This window comes from Actinotalea ferrariae CF5-4 (assembly GCF_000603945.1).
Taxonomy (GTDB): domain Bacteria; phylum Actinomycetota; class Actinomycetes; order Actinomycetales; family Cellulomonadaceae; genus Actinotalea; species Actinotalea ferrariae.
The window spans coordinates 1-15,144 of sequence record NZ_AXCW01000107.1; the positions used below are offsets into that span (position 1 = coordinate 1).

The 15,144-nt window shown below is 72.4% G+C and carries 14 protein-coding genes and 1 tRNA gene; 7 read left to right on the forward strand and 8 right to left on the reverse strand.

The features are described from left to right. Window positions 1-9 precede the first annotated feature (9 nt). On the reverse strand, window positions 10-645 hold the full coding sequence (locus N866_RS10765; RefSeq protein ID WP_245612531.1) for a GNAT family N-acetyltransferase: 636 nt from the start codon (window positions 643-645) through the stop codon (window positions 10-12). A 384-nt stretch (window positions 646-1,029) separates the two neighbouring features. On the opposite strand from N866_RS10765, the gene N866_RS10770 reads away from it, so the two are divergent. Genes N866_RS10770 through N866_RS10785 form a run of 4 tightly spaced genes read left to right on the forward strand, consistent with a single transcriptional unit; the run spans window position 1,030 to window position 5,122 of the window. Further along, a complete protein-coding gene (locus N866_RS10770) occupies window positions 1,030-2,400 on the forward strand; it encodes a branched-chain amino acid ABC transporter permease (protein ID WP_245612533.1) in 1,371 nt (456 codons plus the stop codon). Between the two features lie 10 nt (window positions 2,401-2,410). Then, window positions 2,411-3,397 carry a branched-chain amino acid ABC transporter permease gene (locus N866_RS10775; protein WP_034226258.1) on the forward strand — a complete coding sequence of 329 codons (987 nt, stop codon included), beginning with the start codon at window positions 2,411-2,413 and terminating at the stop codon, window positions 3,395-3,397. Further along, window positions 3,387-4,310, forward strand: a complete 924-nt coding sequence (locus tag N866_RS10780; RefSeq protein ID WP_034226260.1) for an ABC transporter ATP-binding protein — start codon at window positions 3,387-3,389, stop codon at window positions 4,308-4,310. Before N866_RS10775 ends, N866_RS10780 begins: the two co-directional genes overlap by 11 nt. Beyond that, window positions 4,307-5,122 carry an ABC transporter ATP-binding protein gene (locus N866_RS10785; protein WP_052022912.1) on the forward strand — a complete coding sequence of 272 codons (816 nt, stop codon included), beginning with the start codon at window positions 4,307-4,309 and terminating at the stop codon, window positions 5,120-5,122. Before N866_RS10780 ends, N866_RS10785 begins: the two co-directional genes overlap by 4 nt. A gap of 207 nt (window positions 5,123-5,329) precedes the next feature. Here the strand turns inward: N866_RS10785 and N866_RS10790 are convergent, their stop codons facing one another. Beyond that, a complete protein-coding gene (locus N866_RS10790) occupies window positions 5,330-6,625 on the reverse strand; it encodes an ABC transporter substrate-binding protein (protein ID WP_034226262.1) in 1,296 nt (431 codons plus the stop codon). Between the two features lie 266 nt (window positions 6,626-6,891). Next, complete coding sequence (locus N866_RS10795; RefSeq protein WP_034226264.1) at window positions 6,892-7,575, reverse strand: ANTAR domain-containing response regulator; 684 nt, start codon at window positions 7,573-7,575, stop codon at window positions 6,892-6,894. Window positions 7,576-7,680: 105 nt separating this feature from the next. Between N866_RS10795 and N866_RS10800 the strand changes: the two genes are divergently transcribed. Continuing rightward, window positions 7,681-7,757, forward strand: a tRNA-Leu gene (locus tag N866_RS10800). 675 nt (window positions 7,758-8,432) lie between these two features. Then, window positions 8,433-9,248 carry a hypothetical protein gene (locus N866_RS10805; protein ID WP_155855304.1) on the forward strand — a complete coding sequence of 272 codons (816 nt, stop codon included), beginning with the start codon at window positions 8,433-8,435 and terminating at the stop codon, window positions 9,246-9,248. Between the two features lie 440 nt (window positions 9,249-9,688). Here the strand turns inward: N866_RS10805 and mobA are convergent, their stop codons facing one another. The 4 genes from mobA to N866_RS10825 form a co-directional block, all read right to left on the reverse strand. After that, window positions 9,689-10,486 carry a molybdenum cofactor guanylyltransferase gene (gene mobA, locus N866_RS19900; RefSeq protein ID WP_052022913.1) on the reverse strand — a complete coding sequence of 266 codons (798 nt, stop codon included), beginning with the start codon at window positions 10,484-10,486 and terminating at the stop codon, window positions 9,689-9,691. Further along, a complete protein-coding gene (moaC, locus tag N866_RS10815; protein WP_034226272.1) occupies window positions 10,483-10,953 on the reverse strand; it encodes a cyclic pyranopterin monophosphate synthase MoaC in 471 nt (156 codons plus the stop codon). Before moaC ends, mobA begins: the two co-directional genes overlap by 4 nt. A 122-nt stretch (window positions 10,954-11,075) precedes the next feature. Then, a complete protein-coding gene (locus tag N866_RS10820; RefSeq protein ID WP_052022914.1) occupies window positions 11,076-12,335 on the reverse strand; it encodes a molybdopterin molybdotransferase MoeA in 1,260 nt (419 codons plus the stop codon). Between the two features lie 26 nt (window positions 12,336-12,361). Then, on the reverse strand, window positions 12,362-12,751 hold the full coding sequence (locus N866_RS10825; protein ID WP_081802563.1) for a DUF2249 domain-containing protein: 390 nt from the start codon (window positions 12,749-12,751) through the stop codon (window positions 12,362-12,364). Window positions 12,752-12,892: 141 nt separating this feature from the next. Here N866_RS10825 and N866_RS10830 point away from each other — a divergent pair, with 141 nt between their 5' ends. After that, window positions 12,893-13,690: a helix-turn-helix transcriptional regulator gene (locus N866_RS10830; protein WP_052022915.1), complete on the forward strand. Its 798-nt coding sequence runs from the start codon at window positions 12,893-12,895 to the stop codon at window positions 13,688-13,690. A gap of 38 nt (window positions 13,691-13,728) precedes the next feature. On the opposite strand, the gene moeB is transcribed toward N866_RS10830, so the two are convergent. Next, window positions 13,729-15,027: a molybdopterin-synthase adenylyltransferase MoeB gene (gene moeB / locus N866_RS10835; RefSeq protein WP_034226267.1), complete on the reverse strand. Its 1,299-nt coding sequence runs from the start codon at window positions 15,025-15,027 to the stop codon at window positions 13,729-13,731. Between the last annotated feature and the right edge of the window lie 117 nt (window positions 15,028-15,144).

Below are 15,144 nucleotides of genomic sequence, written 5' to 3' on the forward strand. Positions count from 1 at the left end.
GCCGGTGGATCAGGGCTGAGCCGCCTGGTCGGAGGTGCCGCCCCGCACGGGTGCGGCGTGCTCCGCCTTGGGGGACACGTCCTGCGGCCCGTCGTCCCCGCGGCGCCGGGTCTCCCGGCGGCGCGCGATGAGGTCCTCGATCCGCCGCGGCGAGCGCCGCGCGACGGGAGCGTCCAGGGTGAGCCGACGGTGCAACGCTGCCGTCGCGGCCGCCCGGAACGCCGCCGCCGGGGCGAAGCCGAGCTGCACGAAGAACCTCTGCATCCCGCGCGCACCCGGCAGCGGGGTGACGTAGACCTGCTCGGCGGACGCCGCGAGGGCGACCTCCGTCGCGCCCAGCATGAGCGCGTGCCCCACGCCGCGCCGGCGATGGCCCGAGGCGACGTAGACGGCGTCGACCGTGAAGCTCGACCGGTCGGTGAAGAGGGTGGGCTCCAGGACACGGCCGAGGAGCAGGCCGACGACCTCGTCCCCGCTCACCGCGACCAGCACGGTGCCCCCGGGGACGGCGGTCAGCGCGCCGAGCTGCTGCTGGAGCTGCTCCCGCTCGCTCGTGCACACCTGCGACCCGACGGAGGACTCGGCGCGGGCCGCGAGGACCAGCGCCAGGACGCCGTCGACGTCGGCCGGCTCGACCTGCCTCACCTCGACACCTGGACGCACGGGTGTCCTCCTTCGGTGCAGGGACCGGGCAGTCGGGGGGCGGCCCGGGAGATGACGAAAAGATAACGGTGCGCGCCTCCTGAGGGAAGCGACGGCTCCTCGGGCGAGAAACCCCTGGGCGGGTGCTGTGCCTCGGGCCGTTCACCTGGCATCCTCTCCCACGTCATGAAAAGTCCATGACATCCGGATTGCCTATCGTTGCCGGGCCTGGGCAGGGCGCTGCGACGCGGGTCCCGACGCGGGCAGCGGAGCCCGCGGAACGAGCGAGCGCGAGAGCGCACGGCAGACGGAGGGCACGTGCCACCTGCAGCGACCACACGACGGACGAGGCCCCCCGCCTCACGACCGCCCCGCCGCAGGATCTCGGTGCTCGGAGCGATCCTCGCCCTGGGCACCCTCCTCGCCCTCCTGGCCCCACCCGCGTCCGCCGCGACGGCGACCTGCTCCCCGAGCCCCGAGACCGCCTGCCTCAGCGGGACCATCCGGACCGCAGCGGGCGAGCCTGCCGTCGGCGTCGAGATCTCCGTCACCGGCCCCGAGGAGACCACCGCCGTCACCGGCGCGGACGGTCGCTGGGCGGCCGAGGTCACGACCGGCGGGGAGTACGCGGTCGCCGTGGACGAGGCGACGCTCCCCGCCGGGGAGACGCTCCGGAACCCCGCCGACAACCCGCGGACCGTCGTGGTCACGCTCGGCTCGTCCGCCGGGGCGCTCTTCCCGCTCGGCGAGCCGGCCGCGCCCAGCCCACCCGCGGACGGCGGGACGGACGCGCCCAGCGAGCCCGCGCCCGGCACCGGCGGCGGCGAGCCGGGCCTCGACACCCCCACCCAGGGCGGGTCCACCGGATCCTCGATCACCTGGGAGCGTGTCGCGCAGCAGGCTTTGGCGGGCATCGTCTTCGGCACCCTGCTCGCCCTGGCGTCCGTCGGGCTCTCGCTCATCTTCGGCACCACGGGGCTCAGCAACTTCGCGCACGCGGAGATGGTGACCCTCGGCGGGCTGGCAGCCTTCGTGTTCGTGCAGGTCGTGGGCCTGCCGTTGATCCCTGCGGCGATCCTCGCGGTGGCGGTCGGCGCCCTCGCCGGGTGGGTGCAGGACGCCGGGATGTGGAAGCCGCTGCGCAAGCGCCGCGTCGGACTGACGCAGCAGCTCATCGTGACGATCGGCCTCGCCATCACGGCGCAGTACGTCTTCCAGTTCTTCTTCGGCGGGGGTTCGCTGCGCATCGTCACGGCCAACCCGACGACCGTGAACCTGGGCCCCGTCTTCCTCACGACGCAGTCCCTCGTCGGCCTCGTCGTCGGCGTGCTCGTGCTCGGCGCGGTCGCATACTTCCTCGTCGGCACGCGGACCGGACGGGCGACCCGAGCGGTCTCCGACAACCCGGCGCTCGCCGCGGCCTCGGGCATCGCGGTGGACCGGATCATCCGGCTCGTCTGGACGGTCGGTGGGGCCCTGGCGGCCCTCGGCGGCGTCTTCCTCGGGCTCTACTTCAACGCCACGGCCTGGAACATGGGCGCGACGATCCTGCTCCTCATGTTCGCCGCCGTGACCCTCGGCGGGCTGGGCACGGCGTTCGGCGCCCTGGTCGGCTCGCTGGTCATCGGACTCGTCGTGGAGCTGTCGAACCTCGTGATCCCGTCGGACATGCGGTACGCCGGCGCCCTCGTCATCCTCATCCTCGTGCTGCTCCTGCGGCCCCAGGGCATCCTCGGCCGGGCCGAGCGGATCGGATAAGGCGGTCAGCATGGACTTCGAACGCATCCTCACCACCGTCGCGGGCGAGCTCTTCGCACCGACGACGGCCGCCTACGCCCTGGCCGCGATCGGGCTCAACATCCACTTCGGCCTCACGGGCCTGCTGAACTTCGGACAGGCCGGGTTCATGCTGCTCGGCGCCTACGGCTTCGCGGTCTCGACCATCGCCGGCTTCCCGATCTGGGCGGCGCTGCTCGTCGCGGTCGCGTGCTCGACGGTCTTCGCTCTCGTCCTGGGCATCCCCACGCTGAAGCTGCGCGGTGACTACCTCGCGATCGTCACCATCGCCGCCGCCGAGATCGTGCGGATCGTCGGGCGGTCCACCGCGCTGACGGACGTCACCGGCGCCTCCTCCGGTCTCCGGGGCGACAGCTACAAGGAGACGTTCCACTCCCTGTCGCCCTTCGGGGACGGCAGCTCGACGATCGGTCCGTTCACCTACTCCAACAGCTTCTCCAACAGCTGGTGGCTGCGCGTGGTGGCGTGGGTCGTGGTGGCCCTGGCCTGCCTGCTCGTCTGGCGTCTCATGCGCAGCCCGTGGGGTCGTGTCCTCAAGGGCATCCGCGAGGACGAGGACGCCGTCCGCTCGCTGGGCAAGAACGTCTACGCCTACAAGATGCAGGCCCTCGTCCTCGGGGGCGTGATCGGATCGATCGCCGGCATCCTCTACGTCCTGCCCCGTGCCGTACAACCGGACTCCATGGGCCGGCCCATGACGTTCTGGGTGTGGACCATCCTGCTCCTGGGCGGGGCGGCCACCGTGTTCGGCCCCGTCCTCGGCTCGATGCTGTTCTGGTCGGTCCTCATGCTGATCCGTGTGGTCGGGCGCGACGTCATCCCGAGCTCGGTGATGTCCACCGCGCAGATCGAGCAGTTCGGCTGGATCGTCGTCGGTGTGACGCTCATGCTCCTGGTGATCTTCCGACCCCAAGGGATCCTGGGCGACAAGAAGGAGCTGGCGATCAATGTCCGCTGACGCAGCGACGGCCCTGGCGGGCGTCCCCCGCACGCCCGGTGCCGCCAAGCCCGACCCGATCCTCGTGGCCGACGACGTGGTGCGCCGGTTCGGCGGGATCACGGCCGTCGACGTCCGCCACATCGAGGTCCAGCGCGGCACGATCACCGCGCTCATCGGCCCGAACGGCGCCGGCAAGACGACGCTGTTCAACCTCCTCACCGGGTTCGACCGGCCCAACAGCGGCTCGTGGACGTTCGAGGGCCGCTCGCTGGGCGGCGTGCCGGCGGCCCGGGTGTCCAAGGCCGGGATGGTCCGGACCTTCCAGCTCACCAAGGCCCTCAGCCGCATGACCGTCATGGAGAACATGCGGCTCGGCGCGAAGGACCAGCCCGGCGAGAGCCTGGTCAAGGCCCTGGTCCCGCCGCTGTGGCGGGCGCGCGAGAAGGAGATCACCGCGAAGGCCGAGGAGCTGCTCGACCGCTTCAAGCTCTACGAGAAGCGCGACGACTTCGCGGGGAGCCTGTCCGGCGGGCAGCGCAAGCTCCTGGAGATGGCGAGGGCGCTCATGAGCGACCCGACCATGGTCATGCTCGACGAGCCCATGGCCGGGGTGAACCCGGCCCTGACGCAGTCCCTGCTGGGGCACATCCAGGGTCTGCGCGACCAGGGCACCACGGTGCTCTTCGTCGAGCACGACATGCACATGGTCCGCCACATCTCGGACTGGGTCGCCGTCATGGCGGAGGGCCGCCTGGTCGCCGAGGGCACCCCGGGGACGGTCATGGCGGACCCGGCGGTCATCGACGCCTACCTCGGTGCGCACCACGACACCGACCTGGGCGACGACGCGCTCCTCGACGAGTCCGTCGCCCGTCAGCTCGAGCAGGAGGCTGCCGCCGAGGCGAAGGCCCACGAGGAGGAGCAGCGATGACGACGACCGACCCGTCCCCCGCCACGGCACCCCGACGGGACGGCGAGCCCCTGCTCCGGGCGTCGGACCTCGTCGCCGGCTACCTCCCCGGGGTGAACATCCTCAACGGCTGCGACCTGGACCTCTACCCGGGTGAGCTGATCGGGATCATCGGGCCGAACGGTGCCGGCAAGTCGACCCTGCTCAAGGCCCTCTTCGGCCTCGTGAACGTCCGCAGCGGCACCGTGACGCTCGGGGGCGACGAGATCACGAACATGCGGGCGGACGCCCTCGTTCACCGCGGCGTGGGGTTCGTCCCGCAGAACAACAACGTCTTCCCGACGCTGACCATCGAGGAGAACCTCCAGATGGGCGGCTTCCAGCGGCCCAAGAAGTTCGCGGAGCGTTTCGAGGCGATGGTCGACCTCTTCCCCACGCTGGGTGACCGGCGCAAGCAGCGGGCCGGGTCCCTGTCCGGCGGCGAGCGGCAGATGGTGGCGATGGCCCGGGCGCTCATGATGGAGCCGTCCGTGCTCCTGCTCGACGAGCCCTCCGCAGGCCTGTCCCCCGTGCGCCAGGACGAGACGTTCCTGCGCACCCGCCGGATCAACAAGACCGGCGTCTCGATCGTCATGGTCGAGCAGAACGCCCGCCGGTGCCTGCAGATCTGCGACCGCGGCTACGTGCTGGACCAGGGCCGCAACGCCTACACGGCGCCCGGCCGTGAGCTGATGAACGACCCCAAGGTCATCGAGCTCTACCTCGGCACGCTGGCCGCGGACGTCGACAACGCCGACGGTCACGGCGCGCCGACGACGCCCCCGACCGCCTGACGCCAGATCCACGGCGCCTCGCCCCTTCGGGGGCGGGGCGCCGTCGTCGTCCGCCGGTGCAGCGCCGGGACGGGCCGACGACGACGGGTGCAGCTGCCCGACGGCGCCGTCACGTCCCTGCTCGACACGGTGCTGGCAGCACGACGGCCCGGCCGGGGAACCCGGCCGGGCCGTCGGTGCTGCTGGTCACACTGTCGAGCTGGGCGGTCAGAGCTCGCCGAACTCCGCCTTGACCCACTCGTAGGTGTTGTCGGCGCCGTAGCGGTAGATGCCGACGAACGCCGAGGACGGGTCGTTGTCCTCGTTGAACGGACCCGCGCCCGAGACGGCCTCGTAGTCGATGTCCTCGCCGTTGGCGAGCAGCTCGGCGCACTCGGCGAAGCCGGTGCACGCCGTGCCACCCTCAGCGCCGGAGACCGCCGCCAGGTTCTCCTGGATCGTCACGCCGTCCGTCGCCCCACCCCGCACGGCCGCGAGTGCCGCCAGGATGACCGCGTCGTACGACTCCGCCGCGTAGGAGAAGTCGTTGAGCTCCGGGTCGACGCCGAGGAGACGCTCCTGGAAGGCGTCGTCCGGGAAGGCGCCGGGCAGCGTGCCCTGGGCCCCCTCGAGCGTGCCGGCCTCGAACTCCTCGCCGTAGTTCGACAGGTTGCCGTCGGTGAAGTAGAGCTTCGACGTGTCGAAGCCCGCGGCGGCGAGCTGCGGGACGATCAGGCGGGTCTGGTCGAACGCGATCACGATGATCGCGTCGGGGTTGGTCGCGAGCGCGGCCGTGACCACCGAGGGGATGACGTCGTCCGACGCGGGGTCGAACTCCTCGCCCGGGTTGCCGTAGACGATCGTGCCGCCGGCGGCCTCGATGGTCTCCTTGGCGACGTCGCGCAGCGTGATGCCGTAGTCGTCGTTGAAGACGAGCACGGCGACGTTGGCGTGACCGTCGTTGACCACGAGGTTGCCGAGCGCGTTGCCCTGGATGAGGTCGGACGGCGCCGTCCGGAAGTAGAACGGCGAGTAGCCGCTCAGGGCGGTCGACGTGTTCGCCGGGGAGATCTGGACGACGTTCGCGCCGGTGATGTCGTCGACGACGCTGAGCGACACCGCGGAGGACGCCGCGCCAATGATGACCTGGGCGTTCTGGCTCAGGAGGTCGGTCACGGACTGGGTCGCGACCTCGGCGTTGTCGGCGTCCGAGGAGTCGGCGTGGATGATCTCCACGTCCTGGCCGAGCACGCCGCCGGCCTCGTTGATCTCCTCGATCGCGAGGTCCACGCCGGCGATCTCGGGCGGGCCGAGGAAGGCGAGCGAGCCGGTCTGCGGGAGGAGCGAGCCGATGATCAGCGGCTCACCGCCCTCTTCGCCGCCGTCCGCCGTGTCGCCGCTGTCCGTACCGGTGTCGCCGTCTTCGGGAGCGGCGTCGCCGTCGCCTCCGCCGCAGGCGGCGAGGACCAGTGCGACGGCTCCTGCGAGCGCCGCTGCTCGCGCCGTGTGAGTGGTTCTCTTCATTCGGGGCACCCCTCGTTGCAGGTGGTGATCACCGCGGATCTCGTCGACCACGGTGAACTGTGTGGACGAAAAGTACCGCCCCGAGGTCTCCACGTGGTGAAATCCGCGATACCAAGTCGAGACGTTGCCGACTTGTGACGTAGGTCCCACATGCTGGGCGCAGCAGGCGACGCCCTACGAGCCCGAACGGCCTAGTGGTCCGCGCGCCGGGTCAGGGTCCCCGACCCTCCCCGGACCCGCACCCGGCTCCTGGCCGGGACGGTCCGTCAGGCCCCGCCGCCCACCTGCTCGATGACGGCGTCCGCGACCTCGCGCATGGTGAGGCGACGGTCCATGGACGTCTTCTGGATCCACCGGAACGACTCCGGCTCGGTCAGGCCCATCTTCGTCATGAGCAGGCCCTTGGCCCGGTCCACGCGCTTGCGGGTCTCGAAACGCTCGGCGAGGTCGGCGACCTCCTCCTCCAGTGCGCTGATCTGCTTGTAGCGCGAGATGGCGATCTCGACCGCCGGCAGGAGGTCCGCCGGGGTGAAGGGCTTGATCACGTAGGCCATCGCCCCGGCGTCGCGTGCCCGCTCGACCAGCTCGGTCTGGGAGAACGCCGTGAGCAGGACCACGGGGGCCGCGTGCTCCTTGCCGATCTTCTCCGCGGCGGTGATCCCGTCCATCACCGGCATCTTCACGTCCATGACGACGACGTCAGGACGCAGCTCGACCGCGAGGGCGACGGCCGTCTCGCCGTCGCCGGCCTCGCCGACGACGTCGAACCCGGCGTCGCGCAGGGTCTCGACGACGTCCATGCGGATGAGCGCCTCGTCCTCGACGACGACGGCGGTTCGACGGGCGCGCTCGCCGGAGGACGGTGCGGCCTCGGGTGCGGCGTCGGAGTCGGTGCTGACCTCGGCCTGGAGGTCGAGGTCGGTGGTCTGCGGAACGTCGCTCTCGGTCACGCGCGCTAGCCTAGTGCCGACCTTCGCGGGCTGCGTAGACGGCCCGTCGGAGCGGAGCAGACATCTCGTCACGGCGACGGTGGACCTCCGGGCGCTCGCCGTCAGGCCCCGATAGCCCAACCGGCAGAGGCGTTCGGCTCAAACCCGATCCAGTGTGGGTTCGAATCCCACTCGGGGCACCACGTTTGCGCAGTTCAGCGGCCTGCGCGATCGGCACGTGTCATATACGTGTCATATCGGATCGATCATGGATCATGCTGATCGATTTAGTGCGAGGGCCGAGGCCTACCGACGGTCGCGTGCCAGTGGCATGAGCCAAAGTCTCCGGCATGGCAGCAGAGCAACTCAATGACCTCGTGTCAGCGCTCGTCTCGGGCGCGATTGGCTTTGGCTCCTCGACGCTGACCGCCAGCGCCTTGGAGTGCAGCGCCTGAGCAGTTCGGTCTCGCTGCGCCAGTTTCGAGTCCCGAGCGACGTCGGCGACGGTGACGAACGTCGATGGTGAGGTCTGGTGGATCGATTCGGTGGCCATAGTTCCCCCAGGAGCGAGTCGGTCCCTCGAGGGTCCTCAGGGCCGATAGCCAAACCGATGACGGGCCAGACAGCCCCCTAGCGCCAGCGATGACGCCCCTGGGGAGGACATAGCCGTCGCGATGACGCGGGCGATGGCTCCGCGGCCCGTCATCGCTACACCCTCGTGTCGTCATCGCGCCTGACCTGCGAGTCCGTCCCCGTCATCGCTACGGCTATCGCCGCTGAGCAGCGTCTTCGGTGTCCGTTCGAGACCGGAGGCGACGACGATGAGGCACGACAACATGACACCGGCTGGCGTCTTGCCGGCCTGCGAGCAGCGGGGAGTGACCCGCGACAGGCAGGAGCTTCTCGACGCACTCGCGCTCGTGGACGCCCAGGGTTGGGACAGCGAGCCGGCGACCGCTCTGCTGACGCGGATCCGGTACGCGCTGATCCGACCGTTGACGATCAACATCGGCCTGCGCGGCACTGCCGCGGCCCAGGCGGAAGCCAGCGCGTGGGAGACGGTGTGGCTCAAGCTGCGCGAACCCCACCTGCGCTCCGCAGCATCTCCGTGGGGCGTGATCTGGCAGACCGCCCGGCGCGCAGTTCTCGCCGAGGTCCTCGCCGCCCGGTGGGGCACGCAGACCCGCCGGGCCTGGGAGCACAACGCCGAAGATCGCACCGGACGACGCGCTCGGCCCATCCGTCTGGAGCCGCTCCTCGCGTCCGGCTTCGACACGGCCGACCCGAGCTCAGCGCCAGGACCAGCGCCAGGAACTCCCGTGGCGTCGGCGCTGCAGTCGGCCGCCGACGCCTTGACGCAGGCCGGCTGGGACCCCGACGAGGCGAGACGGATCGTCGCAGAGGTGGCTCTCATGGACGAGGCGCTGGGCCGCGGCGCGACCGTCGTGGGATGGCGGCCGCTGGCGGCCCGGCTCGCGTTGCCCCCATGGCAGGCACGCAGGCTCACGTACCTGCTCCGAGGGTCGGCCGACCGCCCCGGCCTGCTTGCACGGCTCATCGCCGAGGGCCCGCACATCGTCAACGCCGTTGAGCTGCGCGAGGCGACCGCCGCGACGCGTTCGCGAACGTTGCCCACACCGACCCGAGGCTGCTTCGCCGCCCGCGGCTCCCGTCCACAGGGCCTCGCGAGCTGACCTCCTCCACAGCCCGCGCCGGAGCCGGCCACATCTTCTCTGTCCGCGGCGCACACCTGGTGGTATGAGACCCATCGCTTCGCAGCCCAGCCGGCAACGCCCGAGCCACAGGGGCTGTCACAAACCGGGCTACTCGTGTCACAGTGGGCACTTCCACGTCGAGTCCCCACGGCGGAGACGAGACGTAGGTCGGGCACCGTCAAGGGGGACGGAACCATGCCGAGACGAAGAGGGCTGACACCGTACGCAGCGGCACTGGTCTGCGCCGCCGTCATGGGCGCAGGGGGATGCTTAGTCGCCGCGCCTGCTCAGACTCCGGTGCCAACGGCGACGCTCACGACACCCCCGTCGCAGGACCCAACCCCCACCGCTGAACCGACAGCCACGGTCGACCCAGCCGTGGCCGAGGCGGAGGCGGCCGTGCTCGCGGCATACCGCACCTACTGGGAGGTCTCGGCAGCCGCGCTCGCCGACCCCCTGGCTCCCCTGCCGCAGGACTTCGATCGCTTCATCGTCGACAAGGCGAGAGCGGGCCTGGCGGAGTCGCTGCTGTGGGCCGAGCAGAACGACGTCAAGATGGTCGGTGCGCCGATGATCTCGCCGTCGGTCGAATCACTCGTCCTCGAGGGTGAGCAGGCCGCGCACGTCGTGGACTGCGTGGACTCCACCGACTGGATCCTCACCCATCGCGAAACCGGCGACCCCGCCGGGTCGGCGACCCCGATGGTGCGCAGGTCCACGACAAGTCGACGGACGGACACGCCGTCGACCCCGCCCTCGGTGTCCAGCCGGCGCACCGCAGCCCGCAGCGCGGCGCCACGGTAGACCGCGACCAAGGTCTGGCGCCGACCCTCGGCGTCGACGACGGTCGCGCCGTCAGCGCCCGCGTCAGCGCGGAGCGCCTCGAGCAGCAGCGGCACCGCGGGGGCCGCTCCCGGCACGTCGCACGCGAGGACCACCACCGGGACGTCGTCGTCGGCGGGAAGCTCGGCCAGGCCGGCCGCGATCCCGGCGACCGGCCCCCCGAGCGGTGGGTCCTCGAAGGTGGACCGCACACCTTCGGGTGCGGTGCCCGGCGGAGCCACGACGACGACCGCGCGCGCTGCCGCCACGGCGTCGAGCGCATGCTCGAGCAGCGGACGGCCGGCGACCGGGATGTGGGCCTTGCCGAACCCGCCCAGCCGCTCGCCGCGCCCACCTGCGAGCACGATCGCGTCGTACAGGTCGGCCGGCCTCACGCCCGCTGCCAGTCGCCGGACTTCCCGCCGGTCTTGGCGAGCAGCCGCACGTCGGTGAGCGTCGTGCCCTTGTCCAGGCCCTTGACCATGTCGACGACGGCGAGCCCGGCGACGGCTGCCGCGGTCAGCGCCTCCATCTCGACCCCGGTGCGGTCGGCCGTCCGGACGGTCGCCGTGACGTGCACGCCCTCGTCGGTGATCTCCAGGTCCACGACCGCACCGTGCACGCCGATCACGTGGGCGAGCGGGAGCAGCTCGGCGGTGCGCTTGGCCGCGCTGATCCCGGCGATGCGCGCGACGGCCAGGACGTCGCCCTTGGGTGCCGTGCCGTCCCGCAGGACGCGCACGACGGCGTCGCTGCAGCGCACCATCGCCTCGGCGGTGGCCGAACGCACGGTGGGCTGCTTGTGCGTGACGTCCACCATGCGCGCGTGACCGGCGCCGTCCAGGTGTGTCAGCTCGCCCATCCGGCCCGACTCGCCCATCCCGCTCGACTCGCCCATCCCGCTCGACTCGCTCATCCGGCCCGACTCGCCCATCCGGCCCGACTCGGTCGTCCGGCCCGACTCGGTCGACCGGCTCGGCTCGGTCATCGGGGGCTCCCAGCGCTGGACGGGACGAGTTCGGGTGCGGTGATCAGGACCTCGACCCGGTCCCCCGGGCGGACGTCCTGCACCGCGGCCGGGACGACGGCGAGCCCGTGCGCCCGGGCCAGGCTCGCCACGAGGTGCGAGCCGGAGCCGCCCTCGACCGCACGGCGGACGCGGAGGGCGCCGTCGCCGGCTGCGGTGTCCACCAGCACCACCGGCATGACCTGCGCGCGGCTCTCAGGTGTGCGCCACGCGTCCTCGACGAGGGCCTCGCGTACGGCGGGTGCGGCGTCGCGGTGACCCGCCAGCCGGCGCAGGGCGGGCCGGACGAACATGTGGAACGAGACGAACGCGCTCACCGGGTTGCCCGGCAGCGCGAGCAGCGGGGTGCCGCTGCGCAGGCGGCCGAGGCCCTGCGGCTTCCCCGGCTGCATCGCGACGCGGACGAAGTCGATCCCGGTGCGCCCCGCGAGCAGCTGCTTGACCACGTCGTACGCACCCATGCTGACGCCGCCGGAGGTGACGACGAGGTCCGCCTGCTGCTCGGCTGCGTCCAGCGCCTCGGCGAGCGCGGCGGGGTCGTCCGGGACCGCGCCGACCCGCACCGCGTCGCACCCGGCCTCCCGGACCGCAGCCGCGAGCAGGTAGGAGTTCGAGTCGTGGATCTGGCCGTACGTGAGCGATCGCCCGGGTGGGACGAGCTCGGCACCGGTGGACAGCACCGCGACGCGGGGTCTGCGGTGGACCTGGAGCCGACCCGCGCCCACGGACGCCGCAGCCGCGAGCTGGGCAGGGCCGAGCCACGTGCCGGCTGCCAGGACGAGGTCTCCGGGGCGGACGTCCTCGCCGGCCCGACGGATGTGCGCGCCGAGCGCCGGAGCCTGCGTGAGCACGACGTGCTCGACCCCGCCGTCACTCTGCTCGACCGGGACGACGGCGTCCGCTCCCGCCGGGATCGGCGCGCCCGTCATGATGCGTGCCGCCGAGCCCAACGCCAGCACGGGCTCCGCGCCCGAACCCGCAGGGAGGTCCGCGACCACCCGGAGCCGCACGGGGCTGCTCGGCCCGGCACCGAGCAGGTCCCCGGCGCGCACCGCGTATCCGTCCATCGCCGAGCAGTCCCAGTGCGGCAGCGCGTCATCGGCGCGCACGTCCTGAGCCAGCACCGCGCCGAGAGCGTCCTCGAGCTCGGTCCCGACCGGCGGTAGGGGCTCGACCAGGGCGAGCACCGCCTCGAGGTGCTCGGCGACGGTGCGCACGCGGGGCTCCAGGGGTCGTTGCGAGGTCAGCAGCAGGTGGTGCGGCTGATCAGGACGCGCCAGACGTCCGGACCCTCGGCAAGGTACTCCCACCCGATCTCACCCGGCTGCTCGGCGTCGAGCTGGTACTTCAGCGGCTTCGGGTCGTGGTCGTTCGCGAGCACGAAGCCCTCACCCGGGACCAGCGCGGCGACCGCGGCGAAGATCTGCTCGTGACGCTGCGCCGGGGGCAGCGTCCGGACGTCGAGGTCACCGGCCTGGACCTCGTTCGCGTCAGGCTTCGCGACGATCTGGAGGCCGGACTGCTCGCCGCCACCCCCGCCGCCGCACCCGCACCCGCCGCAGCCGCAGCCGCCCGTGCTCTCGGTGCCGACGTCCGTGCCGGTCTGGACCTCGGTCGTGGTGCTGTCGCTCATCGGTGCTCCTGTGCGCTCGGGCCGCTCGTGGCGTGCTCGTGGATCATGGCAGGGCGTCGCGCGCGACGGGACCCCCTGACCGACGACGTCGATCGGTGTCGGTGGTTGATTTCTACTCCCGTTACGAGGAAAAATCGAGTCGTGCCCGTCCCTCGAACCGACGCCGCCGTCCGCCGCCCCCCGGGAGCGCGGCGCGCGGACCTCCTCGCGCTGCTCGGCGCCCGCGGCTCGGCCATGACGGTCGCGGAGATCGCCCCCGAGCTGGGGCTGCACCCGAACACCGTGCGGGCGCACCTGGACGTTCTCGTGCGCGCTGGTCGGGTCACCCGCCGGACCGAGGCGCGCGCGACCCCGGGCCGCCCCCGGGAGCTCTACGAGGCCACAGACGTGCCCGACGACGAGCGCAGCTACGCGCTGCTGGCCCAGGTCCTCGCGAGCGGCCTGGCCGACCTGGCAGGCGGGCGCGGGCGGGCCGTGGACGTGGCCCTCGCCGCAGGTCGACGGTGGGCGGGGGCGATCGGCCCCGAGCAGGTCGCCGAACGCGCCGCCGAGGCGGAAGCCGAAGCAGCGGCCGCCGTCGGACGCGCAGACGTCACCAGCCCGCTTCGCCCCGGCGGACCGGGCGCGCCGGCGCCCACGACGGACGACGACGCGTCTCCGGTCGAGGCGGCCCTGGCGCCGGTGCTGCGGATGCTCGCGCGCACCGGCTTCGCCCCGCGACTCTCGCCCGACGGCGACGAGATACACCTACGGCACTGCCCGTTCCGGGAGGTGGCCGAGGCGCAGCCCGACGTCGTCTGCTCGGTGCACCTCGGTCTCATCCAGGGAGCGCTCGAACGCAGCGGCGCGCCGGTGGCGGCCACCCGCATCGTGCCCTTCCTCCAGCCCGACCTCTGCGTCACCCACCTGCGTCCACCGGTGAGCCCGCTGCCCCGCTGAGAACGCACGACGTCCCGGCCCTCTCGAGCGCGTCGTCGTCAGTAGGTCGCCATCGACGGGTCCTGGTCGGTCGCCCAGGCGAGGATCCCTCCCGCGAGGTGCACGACGTCGTCGTACCCGGCAGCGAGGAGAGCGCGGGCAGCCTGCTCGGAGCGCACCCCGCTACGGCAGTGCAGGACGACGGGACGCTCGCGCGGTATGACGCTGAGTCCGCTGCCGTCGAGGATGGCCGCGAGCGGGACGTGGACGGCGCCGTCGATCGAGGCGATCAGCCGCTCCCCCGGTTCCCGCACGTCCACGAGGAGCACGTCGTCGAGCCTGCGACCGAGCTCGCGGGCGGTCACCGTCGGCACCGCAGCTGGGCCGGCGCTCCCCACCGCGGACGCGTCCACCGCGCCCGCCGCACCAGCAACGCCGCCCGCTGGCGCTGATTGCGCGCCTTCTGCTGCTCCGGCAGGGGAAAGCCCGCAATTGGCGGGCTGCGCGTCGGCAGGCTGCGCGTCGGCAGGGTGCGCGTCGGCGGGGCGGCGTGCCGTGGCGGCGTCGTCGCCCGCACGGGCCGTCGCCACGAGGGACAGCTCCGTCCAGCGGGCTGCGAGGGCGTCCAGCACGAGCACGCGCCCGAGCAGCGGCTCCCCGACGCCGGTGATGAGCTTCACCGCCTCGGTCGCCATGAGCGCACCCACCTGTCCGCACATCGCGCCGAGCACGCCGCCCTCGGCGCACGAGGGCACCGTCCCAGGCGCGGGCGGCGAGGGGAACAGGTCCCGCAGCTCGACGCCCGCGACACCGCTGCTCTCCGGCGGGCGCCCCCAGAACACGGCCACCTGCGCATCCATCCGGTAGATGGACCCCCACACCTCGGGCAGCCCGAGCCGCACGCATGCGTCGTTCACCAGGTATCGCGTGGGGAAGTTGTCCGTGCCGTCGATCACGAGGTCGTAGCCGGCGAGCACCTCGTCCACGGTCGACTCGTCCAGACGCAGGTGGTGCGCGATCACGCGGACGGCCGGGTCCAGGCGGGCGACGGCGTCCGCAGCGGAGTCGACCTTGGCGCGCCCCACGTCCCCCTCCCCGTGGATGATCTGGCGCTGGAGGTTGGACAGCTCGACCTCGTCGGCGTCGACGACACCGAGCGTCCCCACGCCCGCAGCGGCGAGGTACAGCAGGACCGGCGAGCCGAGCCCGCCGGCGCCAACCACCAGGACCCGTGCCGCGCGCAGCCGGCGCTGGCCGTCCTCGCCCAGGTCGGGCAGCAGCAGGTGCCGGGAGTACCGCGTGATCTCCGCCCGGCTCAACGGCGGTCCTGGCTCGACCAGCGGTGGGACCCGGGTCATCGCTCCACCCCCGATAGCGCCACCAGGCACGCCGTCGTCGGCGTCATGTCGGCGCGCACCAGGCCAGGGTCCTCGCTCACCCGGCCAGGCTAACCGGCTCATCGCAATCGAGGGTGT